Source organism: Nocardia camponoti (assembly GCF_014646135.1).
In the GTDB taxonomy this organism is placed as follows: domain Bacteria; phylum Actinomycetota; class Actinomycetes; order Mycobacteriales; family Mycobacteriaceae; genus Nocardia; species Nocardia camponoti.
In genome coordinates this window covers 626,957-646,244 of the sequence record NZ_BMMW01000002.1, presented here as the reverse complement: position 1 = coordinate 646,244, position 19,288 = coordinate 626,957, and the positions used below count along the sequence as shown (strand labels likewise).

The window sequence follows — 19,288 nt, the reverse complement described above, 5'->3', positions numbered from 1 at the left end:
CTAACTGCGGCTTGGCCCCGGCAAACCGGCGTCAGTACGACCCCCTTAATAACCGCACTGCTGCAAAAAAGCACGCACAAACTAGTCCAGGAGGACAACAGTGGCGAAGGCGAAGTTCGAGCGGACGAAGCCCCACGTCAACATCGGCACCATTGGTCACGTTGACCATGGCAAGACCACGCTGACGGCGGCGATCACCAAGGTTCTGGCCGACAAGTACCCCGACCTGAACGACGCGTTCGCGTTCGATCAGATCGACAAGGCGCCGGAGGAGAAGGCTCGTGGTATCACGATCAACATCTCCCACGTCGAGTACCAGACCGAGAAGCGCCACTACGCGCACGTCGACGCCCCCGGTCACGCCGACTACATCAAGAACATGATCACCGGTGCCGCGCAGATGGACGGCGCCATCCTCGTGGTCGCCGCCACCGACGGCCCGATGCCGCAGACCCGCGAGCACGTGCTGCTCGCCCGTCAGGTCGGCGTGCCCTACATCCTGGTCGCGCTGAACAAGTCGGACATGGTCGACGACGAGGAAATCCTCGAGCTCGTCGAGATGGAGGTCCGCGAACTGCTGGCCTCGCAGGAATTCGACGAGGATGCGCCGGTCGTGCGCGTCTCCGGCCTCAAGGCTCTTGAGGGCGACGCCGAGTGGGCCGAGCGCATCGTTGAGCTCATGAACGCTGTCGACGAGTCGATCCCGGACCCGGTCCGTGAGACCGAGCTCCCCTTCCTCATGCCCGTCGAGGACGTGTTCACCATCACCGGTCGTGGCACCGTCGTCACCGGTCGTGTCGAGCGCGGCATCGTCAACGTGAACGAGGAAGTCGAGATCGTCGGCATCCGCGAGAAGAGCACCAAGACCACCGTCACCGGTATCGAGATGTTCCGCAAGCTGCTCGACCAGGGCCAGGCTGGCGACAACGTCGGTCTGCTGGTTCGTGGCATCAAGCGCGAAGATGTCGAGCGTGGCCAGGTTGTCGTCAAGCCCGGCACCACCACCCCGCACACCGAGTTCGAGGGCCAGGCGTACATCCTGTCGAAGGACGAGGGCGGCCGCCACACCCCGTTCTTCAACAACTACCGCCCGCAGTTCTACTTCCGCACCACGGACGTGACCGGCGTTGTGACCCTCCCCGAGGGCACCGAAATGGTCATGCCCGGCGACAACACCGAGATGAGCGTCAAGCTCATCCAGCCGGTCGCCATGGACGAGGGCCTGCGCTTCGCGATCCGCGAGGGTGGCCGTACCGTCGGCGCCGGTCGCGTGACGAAGATCAACAAGTAATTCCTGCTTTTTAGGATTTACTGACGCAGACGGCGTCACTCCTTCGGGAGTGACGCCGTTTGTCGTTTGCGTGCACGACGGGATCGATAAGCGGGTTGCAGGACTGGTTGGTACTGACTGGGGTGAGAATGGACTCTTCTAGCGATGAACATGCTCTGCGCAGCCTTTTCAGCTCTGCGGAGTTGGCTGAAATAGACAGCCGATCTATCAAGCGGGAAAGCGATGGCTCTAAGGATGCGCTGTCGCTGTTGATCAATTGGCGTTCTCACATTGAAAAGATCGATCGCGATAGGGCATTGAGCTGGGATGATCGATCGGTCTGGAACCAGTATGATCTAGTAGCTGCCCTTACTATCAGGGATCATCTCCAGTGTGCATTGGAAGTGCTTCCAGCAGATGTACGGTCAAAGATTGAGAACTGGGTTCTCAAGGTTGACGAGAAATTCTCTGACTTTACGGTTTCCGACTCCGGTGAACGCATACAACGGGTGGTTGGCCAATCGATTAACGGCAGGCAGTGGTGGTGGTTTCGAATTCCTGCTGACGGCCCGATAGCGACTGATTTCGAGAGAATGGCGAAACAGGGCTGGAGCTAGTTATGGTTTCCTTCGCCTGACATGTTCGCTGATTGGCAGCCGGTGCGGCACCGTGAGGTGGATCAGTGGTTGCCGGGCGAGCCGGTCGCCATGGACGGGAGTCTGCGATTCGCGATCGGCATGGGGGTGACGCTGCTTACCGTTTTCACCCATAAAATCGCGCTGTGTCCACCAATTCAAGGATTACCTTCGACCCGAACCAACTAGGCGGCCGCCCGTGTATTCGAGGCATGCGCATCCGGGTCAAAGATGTTCTTGAGCTGCTCGCCGCGGGTGACAGTGAGGACGCGATCCTTGAGGACTATCCCTATCTTGGGCGCGAAGACATCCGCGCGTGTCTTACCTTCGCGGCAGCGTTAACGGATCAAGAGCGGTTGTAATTCGGTCGACAGCGAGTGCTTCGTCGCGTAGAACTTGTCGCATGGTTACAGCACCTCCGCAGCCGCGGTTCTAGTTCGCATCGGGTCCTCGGGCGCCGTTGCGGCGCCGCGTGATCCGACGCCCGTGCCGTTTCCGGAACGCCCAACTGGCGAGCGTCGATTCATCGACAAGAACCAGCCTGGGGGATTCCCATGACCAGAATCGATCTGGCCCGAATACGCAATATCGGCATCGCCGCCCACATCGACGCGGGCAAAACAACAACCACCGAGCGCGTGCTGTTCTACACCGGCGTCACTCGCACCATCGGCGAAGTACACGACGGCACTGCCGTGATGGATCGGATGATCCAAGAGCGCGAACACGGCATCACCATCGCCGCGGCGGCGACTACCTGCTCGTGGAACGAACACCAGATCACCATCATCGACACCCCCGGTCACGTCGACTTCACCGTCGAGGTGGAGCGTTCGCTGCGGGTGCTCGACGGTGCGGTCGCGGTGTTCGATGCCAAAGAGGGCGTTGAGCCGCAGTCGGAACAGGTGTGGCGGCAAGCCGACTCCTACGGCGTCCCACGCATCTGCTTCGTGAACAAGATGGACAAGCTCGGTGCCGATTTCGCGTTCACCGTGCGAACCATCGCGGAGCGACTTCGGGTGCGGCCGTTGGTTATTCAACTGCCGATCGGTGCTGAGCGCGAGTTCGAAGGAATCATCGACCTGGTCGGGATGAACGCGAAGGTGTGGCGTGGCGACACCGATCGCGGTTCGCATTTCGAGACGATCGACATTCCAGAAGACTTGCGCACCAAGGCGTTCCAGCATCGGGACGCGCTGGAAGCGGCAGTGGCCGAGGCTGACGAGGAAGTCCTTGAACGCTACCTCGCGGGCCAACCGATCACCGTCGACATCCTGAAGGCCGCCATCCGACGGATGACGATCGACGCAAGGGCCTACCCGGTCCTGTGTGGCTCGGCGCTGGCGAACATCGGCGTGCAACCGCTGCTGGACGCTGTCGTCGACTACCTGCCGTCGCCATTGGATGTGGTTGCGGTGCACGGCTTTTCGCCGGACGGTGAGCGCATCCACCGCGCGCCCGACGTCGCAGAGCCGTTCGCGGCGCTTGCGTTCAAGGTCGCGCTGCATCCGTTCTTCGGCAAGCTCGTGTATCTGCGGGTTTACTCCGGCGCCGCCGAACCCGGTGCGGCCGTTCTCAATTCAACCAACGGACGAAAGGAGCGTTTGGGCAAACTGTTCCAGATGCATTCGAGCACCGAGATCGCCGTCGAGCGGGTGCAGGCCGGGCAGATCTGTGCCGTGATCGGCCTGAAGGCGACGGGAACCGGCGACACCCTGTGCGATCGGGCCAACCCGGTCGTGCTGGAGTCGATGACGTTCCCCGACCCCGTACTCGCCGTCTCGATCGAACCGAGGACCCGCGCCGACCAGGACAAATTGAGCACAGCACTGGCTCGCCTTGCCGACGAGGACCCGACGTTCACCGTGGCTGTCGACGCCGAAACCGGCCAGACGGTCATTGGCGGCATGGGCGAACTGCACCTGGAAATCCTGGTCGACCGCATGAAACGCGAGTTCCGAGTCGACGCCGACATCGGCGCGCCACGCGTTGCCTACCGCGAAACCATCACTGCCGCAGTCGAATTGTTCGAGTACACCCACCGCAAGCAACAGGGTGGCAATGGGCAGTTCGCCAAGGTGGTGATCGCGGTTGAACCGCACGTGGCCGACGACGACGCCAGCTACGAATTCGAAAGCCGGGTCACCGGTGGACGGGTGCCGCGGGAATACATCCCCGCGGTGGACGCGGGCGCGCAGGACGCGCTGCGCGTCGGCCCGCTCGCCGGCTTCGGGCTGGTGAACGTGAAGGTCACGCTGCTCGACGGTGCCGCCCACGTGCAGGATTCGTCGGAATTGGCGTTCCGTCTCGCGGGTGCGGCGGCGGTGCGCGCTGCGGTCGCGAAGGCGAAGCCGGTGCTGCTCGAACCGGTGATGGCGGTCGAGGTCGTCACGCCGGAGGAGTACGTCGGCGACGTAATCGGTGACCTCAACGCCCGTCGTGGCCGGGTCACCGAACTCACGGAACGAGGTGGCGCGCATGTGATTCGCGCACTGACCCCGCTCCAGGAGATGTTCGGCTATATCGGGGATTTGCGGTCGAAAACCCGTGGCCGAGCGAACTATTCGATGGTGTTCGACTCGTACGCCCCGGTGCCACCGGGCGTGGCGGCGTCGATCATCGCGGGTAGCTGATCGAAACCGGTGACGTCGCGAGTGCGGCGTCACCGGCCGAACTAGCTGGCGTTCCGCTCGTAAACCTCGTCGAGCACCGCCGGGAGCGGAGTACCGATCGCTTCGCTCACCGCGACAAGCACCTGGAAGGACGGATTCGCCGGTTCGCGCGGATTCCGAGCCCGCAACCCCGATTCGAGCAGTTGGTAGTACTGCCTGCTCACCCCGGCCGCGTGCGCGACTTGCTCTTGCGTGAGCCCCTTCGCCCGACGTAACTCAGCCAAGTGCTGTCCCAAAATCGCCACGAGCGCGTTCTCAGCGGCGGATTCGGACACCACGTTGAGGTTTCCGACCGATCGCGTTCGCGTCGACCATCTATAGATGGCATTGTGTCGAGCTCGCGACGAAGCCCGACGTTGCGCCCTGCGTTGAATGAGCCTCTGGCGCATGACATGTATAGATGGCATCATTCTCGGCGTCGTAGTTATGCCATCTATAGATGGCTCGGGCGCTCGGAGGGTGGATGTCGGCGGGGGAGTGGCGGCCAGACGCCAGCGAAGAAGCGCGCATTGAGCAGGTCAACGCGCAGATGGACGCCATTCGCGGGTCGGCGTTCGCCGCCGACGGCAGCCTGAGCATCGAAACCGACCTCACCGGGCGCATCACCAGCCTGTGGATTGCCGAGTGGGCGATGGATCAGCACGGGCCGGGCGCGCTCGCCCGGTTGCTGCGGGAACGGCATTCGGCCGCGCTTCGCGATGCGCGGCAAACAGCGGAGAACACGTTTGAAGGGGTGCGTGGTGTCTGAATTCAATGTTGACCCAACGGAAATGCGGAGTTTGGCGCGAGAGTTGCGAGTGCATTCGGGAGTGCTGTCGGGCAAGCAGCCAATCGCTCAGTTGGGGCGCGATGCGGCGCGGCAGAAGATGATCGACTCCAATCTCGCGACAAAGGTAGAAGAGTCGCTCAGAGGGATGGATTCCGTCGTCAGATATCACGCCAAGCGAATGACGGAACAGGCGGACTTTCTGGACGCCGCAGCGACTGCTATCGAGCAGACCGACTCTGCATCGGCAACAAGCATCGCTCGGGTGGGTCGCTAATGCCAGAGCCGCTTACGGTCCCAGTCGTTCTGGCTTGGGAGACCAACTATCTCAGCGACTGTGTCGGGATCATGCTGGAAACGGCAAAGGCTATTGACACCGAAGCTATCGCCGCTGCCGGAAAGGTCGAGCGATCGACCGCCTACTTCGCAAGTGAGGCGGGCAATACTTCGCGGCAACGTGGCGCAGCAGACAAAATAGATACCCTTAAATCAGCAGATGTGCTTGAGGCGCTTGCTACGTCGCTGCGAACGTATGTGGCGGAGTTCGATTCCAATATCAAAATTATTCGTGAGCAGAAGAAGGAAGCGGAAGAGTCTGTCTGGGACCTTTACGTGACTGACGATGGTCAGGTGAAGTCGCGAAAATCTAACTGGGAGACCGGTCTCGAGTATGGATCGTTCGGTGCTGGCGCGATCGCGGCTAAAGAGTTCTGGATGACCCGTTACCAGAATCTAATTTCGGCAGCTTTGACGTGGATCAAACGCGTTGATCAGGAAGGTGCCGAGATATATGTCAAGAACCTCGAAGGGCTCACGGACCAGGTTAAGACTTCGGTCACGACGACGCCGAACGATCCCGAACTAGCGCGTATTCTGCGCGAGTATCAGACCGATGCGTCAAAAGACGCGCCGAGGCTCTGGCCGGTCGGTGCCGTCGCTGACGCGCTTAAGGCGATAGGAGTTAACCAGTCACCGTCTCTCCTGACAGCAGAGGAGATCGCTGCGATGGAGAAGCTGTATGCGACTCACGGCATCGGCGCGGTTGGTCAGGCGCTGACGTTGCCAGATGTCGCCAACGCCGCCGCTGACGAATACTCGCGAGGCACCAGAGCTGACGGTCAAGGCGATGCGTACCGCCACATGTATTGGAATGCGATGATGACGCAAAAGTTCGGCGAGGACTGGGCCCAAACCTACGCGACCGCACACGAGAAGTCAGCGGCCAATGACCCGCAGCGTGAAGCAATGGATCTTTGGAACAATGAGTTGGGCAGAAAGATCGGTGCAGCAAATCCCAACGCAAGCCCAGAAGAGTTGCAGGCGCTCGTCAGGCAGGAAGTGGAAAGTGGGCGTGCCGTTGTGATTACCGCAAAAGACACGAACGGGGATCCGCTCCCAGCGGAACAAACGCAGATTACCTGGAGTAGGAGTACTGATCAGAAAGTAACTGGGCCCCCGGCAGGCGTTGGTATTCCACTGCCCGGAAGGAAGTAAGTGAGCATCAAAAATCGACGTTGTCGGGCGGCAGTCGTGGCCTCTGCGCTACTCGCTGCAATTTCGCTCACGGGTTGTGGGGCCGACAGACCAATTGCGAAACCTGGCGATTGCCCCACATCGTTTGATTTCAAGTCGACCGATGCCCCACTCGGCAAAGTGACAAGTCTGCGTGCGACGGTCCGGACGTTGGCCCTTAGCGACGGACCGCTCGCAATGCGCGAAGTGACTAGCGCGGCCGGGCTTCGTGACGATTGGGACAAGATGCTGGTAGCAACGCCGGGAGTTAAGGGCCCGGAGTTAGAAGCGGGATTGGGCGGGACAAAGGTTTGCTGGAAGAACCTGCCCCGAAGCTACAACGACGATGTGCCACAAACCGCGTACTACTTATTCGCGCGGGGTGGAAAACCGCTTCAGGCGGTCAGATGGCTTTTTCCCACCGACAAAGAATTCGACAGCTCGGTCACTCGGAGCAGCGTGCTCACACCAGAAACCATGCTGGTCCCGGTGAAGGTTCCTGGCGTTGAGCCCTGCCTAAAGCTCGCCGAGCAACCCTAATCCCGTCGCAGATGAGACGGGACGTAAGTGAAGGTTTCGGATGAATCCGCGTCATCGCGCTCGTACGCGGAAGGCGAAGGGGCTGTCGATGTTTCGACTCGCCTATGCTGAAACGCAGCGAAAACCTGCGCAGCCCGTTCGTCGACGATATTCATCGCAACTCGATGCCGGTCGATGATCGTCGCCGCGAGGTGATCAGCCCCATCATCCATCGCATAATCCGCTAAATAGAGCCGAGTAATCTCACCGGTGGCATCCGTTTCAATCGAAACACTTCCGTCGGCCGCCCGTGCGATCCCGCGCAATGGCGCCAATTGTGCGGTGAGTTCATCCATTTGGGTCACGATGGACAGCCTATCGACGGCAGGCTGCCCATCGCCACCAATGTCGCGAAGAGATTTACTTCGTCGGGGTGACCAGTACCGTCACCGCGCCCTTCTCATTCTTGCGGGAAGTGGCATGCCCGGGAATGTCTTTCCCGTCGATACGCAAGGTGATCGGTGCGCCTTCGCCCGAAAAGTTGCGCCACCACTGCTTCTTGTCCGGCATCGCGACGCCGATCAAGTAGTTGTCACCTTTGCGCCGGTAATTCACCGGTGTTGTGAACGTTTGCCCGGAGCGTCGCCCCGTGTAGGTGATTTGGGCGAAAGCCTTGCCAAGCAGCCCGCTTAGGACAGGCAGCTCGGTGAGCTTCGCGACCACCTTGTTAATGCCTTCTGCGACCGGTCCGCCGAACTTCTTCGCCATGCGTGTCTCCTCCGTTGCGGTTTGTTAGCGAATCTACCTGTGCCGCAGCGTGATTGACTAGCGCAAACTCTCGCCGTACACCCGCTCGACGGACAGTTTTAACAGCACGCGGCGGTCGCTGACCATCACTTCGCGGTACTCCTGCCAGTCGGGGTGCTCGCCAGCGGCGGCGCGGTAGTAATCGACGAGCGCCTCAACCTCGGGGCCGTTTGGGTCGGTGCTCGGACCGATCAGCGTGGCGCTGCCTTCGGCGGTGGCCCACGACCAACCGTCAGGCGCGGTCGCTTCAAGTGCGGCTCGCGGATCGCGACGCAGGTTTGCCACTTTCGCGCGACCCTCGGTCATCGAGACATAAATGGTCTCGGATTCGAGGTCGTAATAGTGCGTGACCGGGGAAAGTTGCGGCATTCCGGTGCGCTTGATCGTGGCGAGGATGCCCAGTTTGGCGGTAGCGAGCAACGTGCGCGGATCGAACTCGGACATAGTTCTCCTAGGCGATTGAGGTCTTCACGCAGTAACTCCGCCTCGCGCCGATTTATGCCGGTTCGCAGACATCGGACAGAGCGGGCTTCCGGCTGGTACAAACAACAAGGGCCGGTCAGGCTCGTTATACGGCAGAAGGATTGAGCTATGAGCGCGCCCATCGTCATTGTCGGAGCCGGGTTGGCCGGATTGCGGACCGCTGAGGAACTGCGGCGTGCTGGCTACGAAGGCGACGTCGTGCTGGTCGGCGACGAGCCACGCCTGCCCTACGACCGCCCACCGCTGTCGAAGCAGTTCGTGCGCGGCGAAACCGACGACACCACCTTGCGCCCCGCCGAGTTCTTCGCCGAAAAAGCCATCGATGTGCGCGTCGGCAACGCGGTGACCAGCGTGGACACCGCAGCGAAGACGCTCACCCTCGCTGATGGCGACACCCTCGCCTACGACCAACTCATCATCGCGACGGGCCTGCGCCCCCGCACATTGCCCAGCCTGCCGCTGGTTCCCGGCGTGCACGTGCTGCGCGCGCACACCGACGCCGAAGCCCTGCGCACCGAACTCGCGACCGCGACCCGCGCCCTGATCATCGGCGCGGGCTTCATCGGCTGCGAGCTGGCCGCGAGCTTCCGCGCGGCCGGAGTCGACGTGACGCTCGTCGAACCGCAACCCACCCCGCTCGCCTCGGTGCTCGGCGCGGAAGTTGGTGAGCTGGTCGCGCGACTACATCGCGCCGAGGGCGTCGACCTGCGGACGGGCGTGGGCGTCGAAAGCTTGGTAGTCGAAGACGACCGCGTCCGCGGCGCGGTCCTCACCGACGGGACCGAAATCGCCGCTGACCTGGTGGTCCTGGGCGTCGGGTCCGTGCCGGTCACCGAGTGGCTCACCGACTCCGGTATCGACCTCGCCGAGCCCGCGAACGGGGGTGGCGTGCTCGCCGACGTTTCCGGTCGCACCAGCGTCGACGGTGTGTGGGCCGTCGGTGACGTCGCCGCATGGCAGCATCCCTCCGGCGCCCAGAAGCGCGTCGAGCATTGGACGAGCGCGGGCGAGCAGGCGAAACTGCTGGTCACGGCCCTGGTCGGCGGTGCGGCCCCCATCGCGCGCGGCGTCCCGTACCTGTGGAGCGACCAGTACGACCTCAAAATCCAGGCCCTCGGCACCCCATCGGCCGACGATGACGTCACGGTTGTCACCGACGACGGCCGCAAGTTCCTCGCGTACTACTCGCGTGACGGCGTTCTGACGGCGGTTCTCGGCGCCGGTATGACCGCGCAGGTCATGAAGCTGCGCGCGAAACTGGCAACCCCGACCCAGGTGGCCGAACTCCTGACGAACGCCTAGCGATTAATCAAGATCATCAGGCTCTCAGGGATTTTTCCACTCGACGTTTATTTACCTGAGAGCCTGATGATCACGTGTCCAGGTCGGCTAGCGGCTTCGTCTCGCCGTCGTTGCGTGTAATACGGTGGAGCGGTGATCGTCGCGCTCATCGATTCCGGCCTCGGCATGCTGCCTACGGCTGCTTGGTTGCGCCAATCGCGGCCTGAAGTCGACCTGTTGCTCCTGCTCGATCCAGAAGGCGCGCCGTGGGGCCCCAAGCCCGAGGATTGGGTTGTCGAGCGGGTCGTCTCCACCGCTCAGCAGGCCATTGAGCTCGGCGCCGAGGTGATCGTGTTGCCGTGTAATACGGCCAGCGTCACCGCCCTCGACGAGGTGCGCGCCGCGGTAGGCGACGGGGTTCCGGTGATCGGCACGGTTCCCGCAATCAAACCTGCTGCCGCGCAATGCAATTCGATCGCGGTCTGGGCCACAGCCGCGACCACCGCGAGTCGATACCAAGCCGACCTCATCGCCCGATTCGCAGGCGACGCGAAAGTTGTCGGGGTCGCCTGCCACGGGCTTGCCGACGCGATCGACCGAGGCGACCTCCCCGCGATCAGCGAATCCATCGCCGACGCCGCCGCGCGCACCCCTGCCGACGTTGAAGGCGTTGTCCTTGGCTGCACGCACTATCCGCTGGTCATCGACGCGATTGTCGCCGCGCTGCCGGCTGGCGTTCGGCTTTTCGACAGCGCGCAGGCCGTCGCCGCGCAGACGGTGCGCAAGATGGAAGGGCTTGGCCGCCCGACGGCCGGGACTGGCTCGGTCGCGGTGCGCAACAGCGGTAAACCGGGCGAATTGCCTTCGAGCGCGGCAGCTTTCGCGCCGGGACGACTACTCGGCGCTTTCGCGCACTAACCCGGTCGGGGCGGGGCGCGGCACCCACCAGCGTGCCCGAAATCTCCGACTGCGAAACTTGTCGTACCCCTGGTGTTGAATCGTAGATACCAGCTGACCTGCGAAATCTCGGAGGTGTGCGATCAACCCCAAACCTACGGCAGCGCAAGTTCGCAATGCGCTCGCCAAACGTGCCAATTCCACCGATGCCCACAACCTCCAGCGGTTCTTCAAAACCGGGGAGGGTGAGTACGGCGAGGGCGACGAGTTCATCGGCGTGCGCGTGCCCGCCACACGTGAGGTTGTTCGTGATTTCACCGAACTGCCGCCTGCCGAGGTAGACGAGCTGCTCGACAGCCCCATTCATGAGCACCGCCTTGCCGCGCTGCTCATCCTCAACGCACAGCAGAAACGGGCCGTGCAAGCGAAAGACCAACGGGCGCAGAAGGTTAACGTCGACCGCTATCTCGCCGCGCTCAAACGTGGTCGCATCAACAACTGGGATCTAGTCGACGCATCAGCCGAACACGTGATTGGCGTCTGGCTGCTCGACAAGCCGCGCACCCTGCTTTTCGAACTGGCGGAACAGGATTCGCTCTGGGACCGTCGCGTCGCGCTGTTGTCGACCTTCGCGTTTATCAAAAAGGGCGACCCGTCAACCACGTTCGAGCTCGCTACCCAGCTCATCGATGACCGCCGCGACCTCGTCCAGAAGGCCGTTGGCTGGATGCTTCGTGAAGTGGGCAAGCGGGTCGATCAAGAACAGTTAGCGAAGTTCCTCGACGCGAACGCGGCCGAAATGGGCCGCACCGCACTGAGTTACGCAACCGAACATCTCGACCCTGCCGAGCGTGCCGTCTATCGAGCCAAACGTTAGAACTGGATGCGCAGATGATCCGTCACTGGACGCGCCTGGCAGCCGAGAATGTAGCCATTCTCAATATCCTCAGGGTCAAGGATGTCGCATTGCGCCATCTCAACCTTGCCTTCAAGTACCGTGCACGCGCACGAACCGCATTCGCCTTCCTGGCACGAATACGGCACGTCAAGGCCCTTGTCGAGCATGATGTCGACGAGCGTTTGCTTACGCGGCCAAGCCAATTCGTGCAGTTGCCCGTCGAGTTCAACTTCCACGGTCGCGGCGTCGGCGGCTTCGGCGGCGGTCACCTCGACAACCTCGTGGTCGGCGAACGGGTCGCCGGAAAGCGAGTTGAACACCTCGGCGTGCGTGCGCGCGCGCGGCACGTCGAGGGCGGCCAGCGCGTCGTGTACAAGGTCCATGAACGGCTTCGGCCCGCACATGAAGGCCTCGTAGCCCGCGTACGGCGCGACAAGAGTGGCGACCATATCGGCCGACGGCAGCCCGAGCAGCGGCTCAAGCCAGTGCAGCACGGTCAGGCGCTGCGGGAACTTGCCGACGAGTTCACGCAGTTCAGCGGCGAAAATCACCGATGCAACGTCGCGGTTGGCGTAAACGAGCACCACCTTGCCCGTGCCCTGCGACAGCGCCGACTTGAGAATCGACATCACCGGCGTGATCCCGCTGCCCGCGCCGAAAAGCAGCAGGTCAGCGTCGAGATCGCGCGGGGTAAAGACGCCCGAAGGAGGCAGCACTTCCAACTCGTCGCCCGCGGTCACATTGTCGCAAAGCCAGTTGGAGCCGTAGCCGCCCTCGGTGCGCTTCACGGTCACCTTGGGTGCGTCGTCGGTGAACGGCGAGCTGGCGAGCGAGTAGCAGCGCGCGACGGACCCGGTCTGCTCGCTTGGCACCCGAATGGTGAGGAACTGGCCGGGGGAGTAGCTGAAACGGTCGCGCAGCTCGGCGGGCACATCGAAGACCAGTGAGTGGGCGTCGCCCGTTTCGGCGATCACCTCGGCAACGCGCAGCACGACGGAACGGCTACCGTGCGGAACCTCTGTGGTCATGGCGTCCTTTCGAGCAGGGGCAAAATTAGAACGTGTTTCAGTTTTAGGATAGTTCTGGCCGCGCTTGCAGGGCAAGCTGTGCTTCAAGTCCCGCGACCATGACCTCCATCCCGAAGTCATAGGCATATGCCCCGCGCAGGTCAGCAAGGTACTTCGTGGCCCGCGACACCGCCTCGGGAAGGCGCACATCGGCGGGCGCGCTCCGCTCGCGCGGGTTCACCCGGCTGCGGCCGAACAGGTAGGTGTGGATGGTCGCGTACGCAGAAAGCACGTTGCGCTCGCTAAACCCCGCGTCGAACAGGATCTCCATCACCGCGTCGATCAGGTCGAGCTGCTTGCCGAACATCCGCTCAAGCAAAATGTCGCCAAGGCCGGGGTGCCGTCGCAGTTTATCGTCAATCTGATCGATGAGTTCACGCAGCCGTTCCTGCCACGGACCCGACTCGGGCGCCGGTTTGCGCACGCCGATCAGCGCCGCGCTCGCGACAAGATCAAGTAACTCGCGTTTGTCCGCCACGTAGTAGTAGGGCGCCATCGGGGAGACGCCGAGCTCGCGCGAAAGCCTGCGCATCGACAGTTTCTCGACTCCGTCTTCGCGAACAACGCGCAGCGCCGCTTCGACGATCTCTGCCTCCGACAATGTGCTGCTGGCGCTATTCGACTGCATCCGCCCGACCACTCCCATGTCACCTCTACCGCCTGGGCCCGCCTGGCCCGTCGCCGTCCTGCCCCGGAAAGTCTAGAGCGGCTGTGGGAATGGAGGGGTGGTGTTCGTCCGAGCAGCGAATTTGCCGAAACCTCTTCTTTTTGTCAGTCCCTGACGTTAAAGTTCTACGTGACCGGCAACACATGAGGAGGCAGTCATGAATGAACGCAACGGCACCGCAGATGGCTCCGATATCGCTGAGGCGGAACTGGTTACCGAGACGCTGATCGAAGAGGTCAGCATCGACGGCATGTGCGGCGTGTACTAGCCATGCTCGACCTTGATGCTCGCTGGCAGCTGCACCCCCGAGTGGCGTTGCGGCCCGAGTCTTTTGGTGCGCTGCTCTATCACTTCGGCACGCGCAAGCTCTCGTTCCTCAAGAATCGCGAGCTAGTCGATGTGGTGCGGGCGTTGCCGTCGCATGTGTCGGCGCGAGAGGCATTGCGCGCCAATGGCTTAGGTGACGACTTCGCGAAGGCACTGGCGCAGCTGGCCGACACCGACATGATCGTGCCGTCGAGCGCGCCGATGTCCGCGCCGGTCGAGCCGTTGGCTGGTCCCCGCGACGCGGTGCAGGGTGGTCGACTCATCGACCGGTTCGAATCAGGTTTGGCCGCACCGATTTGCCTCACGTGGGAGCTCACGTACGCGTGCAATCTGGCTTGCGTGCACTGTCTTTCGTCGTCGGGCCGGCGTGATCCGCGTGAACTCAGCACCGAACAGTGCAAGGCGCTCATTGATGAGTTCGAGCGCATGCAGATCTTCTACGTCAACATCGGCGGCGGTGAGCCGACGGTGCGTCCCGATTTCTGGGAGTTGGTCGACTACGCAACGGCCCACAACGTGGGAGTCAAGTTCTCAACCAACGGAGTTCGCATCACTCCCGAGGTGGCGCAGCGGCTGGCGGCTAGCGACTACGTCGATGTGCAGATCTCGATCGACGGCGCAACGCCTGAGGTGAACGACGCGGTACGTGGTCCCGGTTCGTTCGACACCGCCATTCGCGCACTGGAAAACCTGGCGAACGCGGGGTTCACCGACGCGAAGCTGTCGGTCGTCGCCACTCGGCACAACATCGCTCAGCTCGACGAGTTCAAGGCCATCGCCGACCGGTATGGTGCCACGCTGCGGCTTACCCGGTTGCGGCCGTCGGGTCGCGGTGCGGACGTGTGGGACGAACTGCACCCGCTTCCCGAGCAGCAACGCGAGCTTTACGACTGGCTCGTGCGCAATGGCGAAGGCGTGCTGACTGGCGACTCGTTCTTCCACTTGTCCGCGTTTGGTTCCGCACTGCCGGGGCTCAACATGTGTGGCGCGGGTCGAGTGGTGTGCCTTGTCGACCCGGTTGGCGACGTGTACGCGTGCCCGTTCGCGATTCACGACAAGTTCAAGGCTGGGAACATCGTCGCCGACGGCGGCTTCGCCGAGGTGTGGGAGCAGTCCGCGCTCTTCGCCGAACTGCGCGAACCCGTTGATGGCGGCGCGTGCAATTCGTGCGCGCATTACGACTCGTGTCGTGGTGGGTGCATGGCGGCGAAGTTCTTCACGGGCCTGCCTGCCGACGGGCCCGACCCGGAATGCGTACAGGGCTACGGCGAGGCCGCGCTTTCGGCTCCGGGCCGCACCATTCCGCGTGCGGCAGTCGACCATTCACGACCGGTTTCGGCGCGGGCGCGAGTGGCGCTTCCGCTGTCGGTTCGCAAGCCGCCAGCGCGGGCGTGTGAACAGAGTCCGGTGGGGTAACCGAAAGTGCGCTGGCGCTCCGATTTTGGCGCGTCGGCGCACCGTAGGGCGGTCAATTCAGGGGGATTTTCCTCCTTTTTTCTGGGGTGATGGAGTCAGCGACCGCAGTGGGGCCTAGCATGCGAGGAATGCGCCATGATCGTCTGCCCGACGGCTTCGGGGTACGAATCGACCCTCGGGTGCGCGCATTTTCCGGTGGACGAATCCTGATTGGCGGGTCGCCTGCACGGATGCTGCGCCTGGCTCCCGAAGCTGCTGAACTCATCGGCGATGGGTATCTGGAAGTCACTGATCCGAAGTCGGCGATGGTGGCACGCAGGCTGCTCGATTCGGGGGTGGCAAACCCGCGACCGCAGTTGTTGCCTTCGATTGAAGACGTCACCATCGTTGTCCCGCTTTACAACAATGCTGATGGATTACTACGACTGCTTGGGAGCTTGCGCGCGCACAACGTGATCGTGGTCGACGACGGTTCCGACGAGCCGGTTCGCGTCCCCTCGCGGCCTGGGCGCGGGCAGATCACGGTGTTGCGGCACGAAACACCGCTTGGGCCAGCTGCGGCGCGCAATGCTGGATTACATGCTGCGACAACAGAATTCGTTGCGTTCCTAGATTCCGATGTGGTTCCGCGTACGGGTTGGCTTGAAGTGATGCTCGGCCATTTCAGCGACCCGCAGGTGGCGCTCGTCGCGCCGCGCATCATCGCGCTCGATTCTGAGTCGAATGCGCTCGCGCGCTATGAGCACACGCGTTCGTCGCTCGACCTCGGTCGTAGGGAAGCGGCGGTGCACGCGCGCGGGACGGTGTCCTATGTGCCGAGCGCTGCGCTGCTCGCTCGGCGCAGTGCGCTGCTTGATGTTGGTGGGTTCGACGAGTCAATGCAGGTGGCCGAGGATGTCGACCTGTGCTGGCGCATGGATGGGGCAGGGTGGCGGCTGCGGTATGAGCCTGCCGCGCACGTCGCGCACGATCATCGCGTCGCGTTTCGGGCTTGGTTTGGGCGAAAGCTGTTTTATGGGACCGGGGCAGCGCCGTTAGGTAAGCGGCATCAGGGGCTGGTTACGCCGCTCTCCGTGCCAACGTGGACGGTGTTGGCCACGTTGCTCTTCGCGACGCTGTCGCGGTGGGGAGTGCTCGGCGGGCTCGTCACTTTGGCGACGGCGTTGGTGCGGTTGCGTCGGGCTTTCACTGAACTCGACAATCCGACGCGAGTAGCGGCGGTGTATTTGGCACGCGGATTCTTCGCCGGACTATGGCGATTGGCTTCGGCAACCTGCCGAGACTATTGGCCGGTCACGTTGCTCGCGGTGATGTTGTCGAGGCGCATTAGGCATATCGCGTTGGCGATGGCGTTGGCCGATGGAGTCGCGGACTGGTTTACGCACCGCGATTCGGGCGGGTTGGATCCGGTGCGCTACGTGGCTTTTAAACGTCTCGACGACTTGGCGTATGGGTCGGGGTTGTGGATTGGTGCTTGGCGTGCGCGGAGTTTCGCGGCGTTGAAGCCGCAGGTGCGGCAGGGGTAAGCGGAAGTCCGGGGGCTCAGCGGAACGAAAACAATTGGGGGAGGGGCACATTCGTGACATCTGGATGCAACACGCTAATCGTTGGTGCCGGGTCCGCCGGGTGCGTACTGGCCGCTGAACTGAGCGCCAACCCCGACCATGAAGTTGTCATGCTCGAAGCCGGGCAAGTATGGGCGCGCCCCGCCGACATACCCGCACACCTGCTCGACCCCGCGCACCTTCCCCTCGGTCCTGAGTCAGCAGTGGTCAAGCGCTATGCCGATGGCGTGCTGCGCGGACACGTCGTCGGCGGTTCGGGTGCGATTAACGGCAGCGCGTTCGTCCGTGCCACCCCCGCAGACTTCGCCGAATGGGAAGCGATCGCGGGCCCGCGCTGGAGTTACGCCGCGATGCTGCCGTATTACGCACGCATCGAACGCGACCTGGACTTCGGAACGCATCCCGGTCACGGTTCGACCGGCCCGATCCCGGTGAGCCGCACAGCAGCTCCAACGGAGTTCACCACGAGTTTCGCCGCCGCCTGTCGCGCGATGGGCCTTCGCGAGGACCCCGACCTCAACGCCGCACAGTTAGCCGCCACGGGGAACTGGCCACCAGCTGATGGGTTCGACGCGCCGGCGACGGCAGGGCGTCCGTCGCACCTGGGCCCCAACGCCGAGCGGGCGGGGGACGCAGAGGGTTGGTCGCCAGCCGATGGGCTCGGCATGCCCGCTACGACAGCGCGTCCGTCGCACCTGGGCCCCAACGCTGCGCGGGCGGGGAACGCCGAGGATTGGCCGCCAGCCGATCGGCTGGACACGTCAGCTAAGGCAGGGCAGGCCCGGTCGCTTGACCTCAATGCCGCATCGATGGTCGACGCCGGGAATTCGACACTAGCCCACGGGCTCGATGCGCCAGCCAGCCCATGGCCTCCGCTGCCACGTGACCTCGATGCCTCGCGGACGGTCGGCGCGGGGAGCTGGCCGCCAGTCGATGGGCTCGACCCGCTGGCGGCGGCAGGGCGTCCGTTGCATATGGGCCCCAACGCCGCGCGGGCGGGGGACGCGGAGGATTGGTCGCCAGCCGACGGGCTCGACGCGTCACCTACGACGGGGCCGCCGCTGCGGGTGGACGCCGGTCGTTCGAGGCACACTCGCGCAACCTTCGATGCACACGCCGACCACGGCACGCCCGCGTCGGTTCCCCCCGCCAACCGGTTTGGGCCAGTTCCACTCGCGATCGAGAACGGGAAACGCGCTGGGCCAGCGCTCACGCATCTGTATCCGGCGCTCACCCGCCCCAACCTGCGCGTTTACGGGCACACGGGAGTAACCAGGCTCATCCTTCGCGGACGCAAAGTGATCGGGGTCGAGTGGGCGCGCGGACGGGAAAGGGGTGTCACTTACGCCGACCGGGTGATCCTCAGCGCTGGTGCGATCGAGTCGGCGGCCCTACTGATCCGCTCAGGGATTGGCCCCGAAAACCTCATTCGGTCGCTCGGCGTCCCGGTAATTCAGCCTGCTCCCGTCGGTCAATTCTGCACTGACCATCCCGAGATCGGCGTCGAAGTCCCGGCATCAACCACGCTCGGGGATGCGAGAACCCATCCGCGCGCCCGACCGACGAATAACGCGACAAAGGCCGAGAACGCGGGGCCGACCCACGACAGCGCGCCCATCCTCGAATACCTCGCCCACCTCAACGGCATTGAGGTCCGCCCCTACACCCCAACCACCTGGCGACCCGGCTACCACCGCATCGGCCTAGCCCTCATGCGCCCAACTACTTACGACCAGCTCACCCTTACCTCGGCGGACCCCGCCACCCCGGCACGCATCCACCGCAACACCTTCACGAGCGCCGCCGACCGCGAATCCCTGCGTGACGCCATCGAATGGACCGCCGACCTCCTCACCACTCTTCGCACCAGACCAACCGCTGGCCTGATTACGACCCAGGCCCCCGAAGCCACCACCCCCGCGCACGCATTCCGCATCGCGCATGACCGCGAATCCGCGACACCGGCCGCCGACCTACTCGGTCCCGTGGGCCCTGGATCACCCGCCGATCCGATCACGACCCCGGCGGCTGGGCCAACCGCGCACGGCCGCGAATCCACGACAACGGCCGACGACCCGCTCGGCCCCGTGAGCCCTAGACCAACCACCGATCCGCTCACGGCTCAAGCCACCGCACCAACCACGCATGACCACGACCCCAGCGCGCAAACCACCGACCTACGCGCAACGCCACTCGCACAATCGGACGACCGTTCCACCGCGAAACCCGCCCTCACCCTGCGCGAAACGATCGCCGCGCTCACCAACCTCCATACCTCGATCGCCCCCACGACCGCATCCCAACACCTAGCAGGCAGCTGTCGGATGGGCGCGGAAGATGATCCCCGTGCCGTCGTCGACGAGTTCGGTCGCGTTTATGGGATCGATGGCCTGTCGATAGCCGACCTTTCGATCGTCCCCGTACCGTTGAGCACCGGTCCGTATGCCACCGTCGTGACCCTCGCCGCACGCATAGCTGATCAACACAGAATGTGACGGGTTGACGT

21 protein-coding genes are annotated in these 19,288 nt (G+C 63.3%); 15 read left to right on the top strand and 6 right to left on the bottom strand.

Features of this window, described 5'->3' with window-relative positions:
• Nucleotides 1-100 precede the first annotated feature (100 nt).
• From tuf to fusA, 4 genes are all read left to right on the top strand, one after another.
• Entirely contained in the window at nucleotides 101-1,291 is a 1,191-nt protein-coding gene (gene tuf / locus IEX78_RS10935; RefSeq protein WP_188828796.1) for an elongation factor Tu, read from the top strand.
• 128 nt (nucleotides 1,292-1,419) lie between these two features.
• Nucleotides 1,420-1,887, top strand: a complete 468-nt coding sequence (locus IEX78_RS10930) for a hypothetical protein (RefSeq protein WP_188828795.1) — start codon at nucleotides 1,420-1,422, stop codon at nucleotides 1,885-1,887.
• A gap of 164 nt (nucleotides 1,888-2,051) precedes the next feature.
• A complete protein-coding gene (locus IEX78_RS10925; protein ID WP_188828794.1) occupies nucleotides 2,052-2,267 on the top strand; it encodes a DUF433 domain-containing protein in 216 nt (71 codons plus the stop codon).
• A 192-nt stretch (nucleotides 2,268-2,459) separates the two neighbouring features.
• On the top strand, nucleotides 2,460-4,538 hold the full coding sequence (gene fusA / locus IEX78_RS10920; protein WP_188828793.1) for an elongation factor G: 2,079 nt from the start codon (nucleotides 2,460-2,462) through the stop codon (nucleotides 4,536-4,538).
• 41 nt (nucleotides 4,539-4,579) lie between these two features.
• On the opposite strand, the gene IEX78_RS10915 is transcribed toward fusA, so the two are convergent.
• On the bottom strand, nucleotides 4,580-4,852 hold the full coding sequence (locus tag IEX78_RS10915) for a helix-turn-helix domain-containing protein (protein WP_229683875.1): 273 nt from the start codon (nucleotides 4,850-4,852) through the stop codon (nucleotides 4,580-4,582).
• Between the two features lie 164 nt (nucleotides 4,853-5,016).
• Here IEX78_RS10915 and IEX78_RS10910 point away from each other — a divergent pair, with 164 nt between their 5' ends.
• The 4 genes from IEX78_RS10910 (at nucleotide 5,017) to IEX78_RS10895 (ending at nucleotide 7,395) form a co-directional block, all read left to right on the top strand.
• Nucleotides 5,017-5,325, top strand: coding sequence for a YbaB/EbfC family nucleoid-associated protein (locus tag IEX78_RS10910; protein WP_188828791.1), 309 nt, complete (start codon nucleotides 5,017-5,019; stop codon nucleotides 5,323-5,325).
• Nucleotides 5,315-5,620, top strand: coding sequence for a type VII secretion target (locus IEX78_RS10905; RefSeq protein ID WP_188828790.1), 306 nt, complete (start codon nucleotides 5,315-5,317; stop codon nucleotides 5,618-5,620). The genes IEX78_RS10910 and IEX78_RS10905 overlap by 11 nt, the downstream gene beginning before the upstream one ends.
• A complete protein-coding gene (locus IEX78_RS10900; RefSeq protein ID WP_188828789.1) occupies nucleotides 5,620-6,837 on the top strand; it encodes a DUF6973 domain-containing protein in 1,218 nt (405 codons plus the stop codon). Before IEX78_RS10905 ends, IEX78_RS10900 begins: the two co-directional genes overlap by 1 nt.
• A gap of 216 nt (nucleotides 6,838-7,053) precedes the next feature.
• Nucleotides 7,054-7,395 carry a hypothetical protein gene (locus IEX78_RS10895; RefSeq protein ID WP_188828788.1) on the top strand — a complete coding sequence of 114 codons (342 nt, stop codon included), beginning with the start codon at nucleotides 7,054-7,056 and terminating at the stop codon, nucleotides 7,393-7,395.
• Here the strand turns inward: IEX78_RS10895 and IEX78_RS10890 are convergent.
• The 3 genes from IEX78_RS10890 to IEX78_RS10880 form a co-directional block, all read right to left on the bottom strand.
• The gene (locus IEX78_RS10890; protein WP_188828787.1) at nucleotides 7,392-7,730 is read right to left on the bottom strand and encodes a YbaB/EbfC family nucleoid-associated protein; all 339 of its coding nucleotides are present in this window, start codon (nucleotides 7,728-7,730) and stop codon (nucleotides 7,392-7,394) included. The genes IEX78_RS10895 and IEX78_RS10890 overlap by 4 nt on opposite strands.
• Nucleotides 7,731-7,794: 64 nt before the next feature.
• The gene (locus IEX78_RS10885) at nucleotides 7,795-8,142 is read right to left on the bottom strand and encodes a nitroreductase/quinone reductase family protein (RefSeq protein ID WP_188828786.1); all 348 of its coding nucleotides are present in this window, start codon (nucleotides 8,140-8,142) and stop codon (nucleotides 7,795-7,797) included.
• 57 nt (nucleotides 8,143-8,199) lie between these two features.
• On the bottom strand, nucleotides 8,200-8,625 hold the full coding sequence (locus IEX78_RS10880; protein ID WP_188828785.1) for a PPOX class F420-dependent oxidoreductase: 426 nt from the start codon (nucleotides 8,623-8,625) through the stop codon (nucleotides 8,200-8,202).
• Between the two features lie 147 nt (nucleotides 8,626-8,772).
• Between IEX78_RS10880 and IEX78_RS10875 the strand changes: the two genes are divergently transcribed.
• From IEX78_RS10875 to IEX78_RS10865, 3 genes are all read left to right on the top strand, one after another.
• Complete coding sequence (locus tag IEX78_RS10875) at nucleotides 8,773-9,966, top strand: NAD(P)/FAD-dependent oxidoreductase (RefSeq protein ID WP_188828784.1); 1,194 nt, start codon at nucleotides 8,773-8,775, stop codon at nucleotides 9,964-9,966.
• 132 nt (nucleotides 9,967-10,098) lie between these two features.
• Nucleotides 10,099-10,863, top strand: a complete 765-nt coding sequence (locus IEX78_RS10870; protein ID WP_188828783.1) for a glutamate racemase — start codon at nucleotides 10,099-10,101, stop codon at nucleotides 10,861-10,863.
• A gap of 121 nt (nucleotides 10,864-10,984) precedes the next feature.
• Nucleotides 10,985-11,719 (top strand): DNA alkylation repair protein, encoded by a 735-nt coding sequence (locus IEX78_RS10865; protein WP_188829519.1) that lies wholly within the window; start codon nucleotides 10,985-10,987, stop codon nucleotides 11,717-11,719.
• On the opposite strand, the gene IEX78_RS10860 is transcribed toward IEX78_RS10865, so the two are convergent.
• Nucleotides 11,716-12,768, bottom strand: coding sequence for a ferredoxin--NADP reductase (locus IEX78_RS10860; RefSeq protein ID WP_188828782.1), 1,053 nt, complete (start codon nucleotides 12,766-12,768; stop codon nucleotides 11,716-11,718). The genes IEX78_RS10865 and IEX78_RS10860 overlap by 4 nt on opposite strands.
• A gap of 43 nt (nucleotides 12,769-12,811) precedes the next feature.
• Nucleotides 12,812-13,453 (bottom strand): mycofactocin system transcriptional regulator MftR2, encoded by a 642-nt coding sequence (gene mftR2, locus IEX78_RS10855; protein ID WP_229683874.1) that lies wholly within the window; start codon nucleotides 13,451-13,453, stop codon nucleotides 12,812-12,814.
• 178 nt (nucleotides 13,454-13,631) lie between these two features.
• Here mftR2 and mftA point away from each other — a divergent pair, with 178 nt between their 5' ends.
• The 4 genes from mftA (at nucleotide 13,632) to IEX78_RS10835 (ending at nucleotide 19,277) form a co-directional block, all read left to right on the top strand.
• On the top strand, nucleotides 13,632-13,742 hold the full coding sequence (gene mftA / locus IEX78_RS10850; RefSeq protein ID WP_188828781.1) for a mycofactocin precursor MftA: 111 nt from the start codon (nucleotides 13,632-13,634) through the stop codon (nucleotides 13,740-13,742).
• Nucleotides 13,743-13,744: 2 nt separating this feature from the next.
• A complete protein-coding gene (gene mftC / locus IEX78_RS10845) occupies nucleotides 13,745-15,217 on the top strand; it encodes a mycofactocin radical SAM maturase (RefSeq protein WP_188829517.1) in 1,473 nt (490 codons plus the stop codon).
• Nucleotides 15,218-15,345: 128 nt separating this feature from the next.
• The gene (gene mftF, locus IEX78_RS10840; protein ID WP_188828780.1) at nucleotides 15,346-16,743 is read left to right on the top strand and encodes a mycofactocin biosynthesis glycosyltransferase MftF; all 1,398 of its coding nucleotides are present in this window, start codon (nucleotides 15,346-15,348) and stop codon (nucleotides 16,741-16,743) included.
• 53 nt (nucleotides 16,744-16,796) lie between these two features.
• Complete coding sequence (locus IEX78_RS10835) at nucleotides 16,797-19,277, top strand: GMC family oxidoreductase N-terminal domain-containing protein (protein WP_188828779.1); 2,481 nt, start codon at nucleotides 16,797-16,799, stop codon at nucleotides 19,275-19,277.
• Nucleotides 19,278-19,288 lie beyond the last annotated feature (11 nt).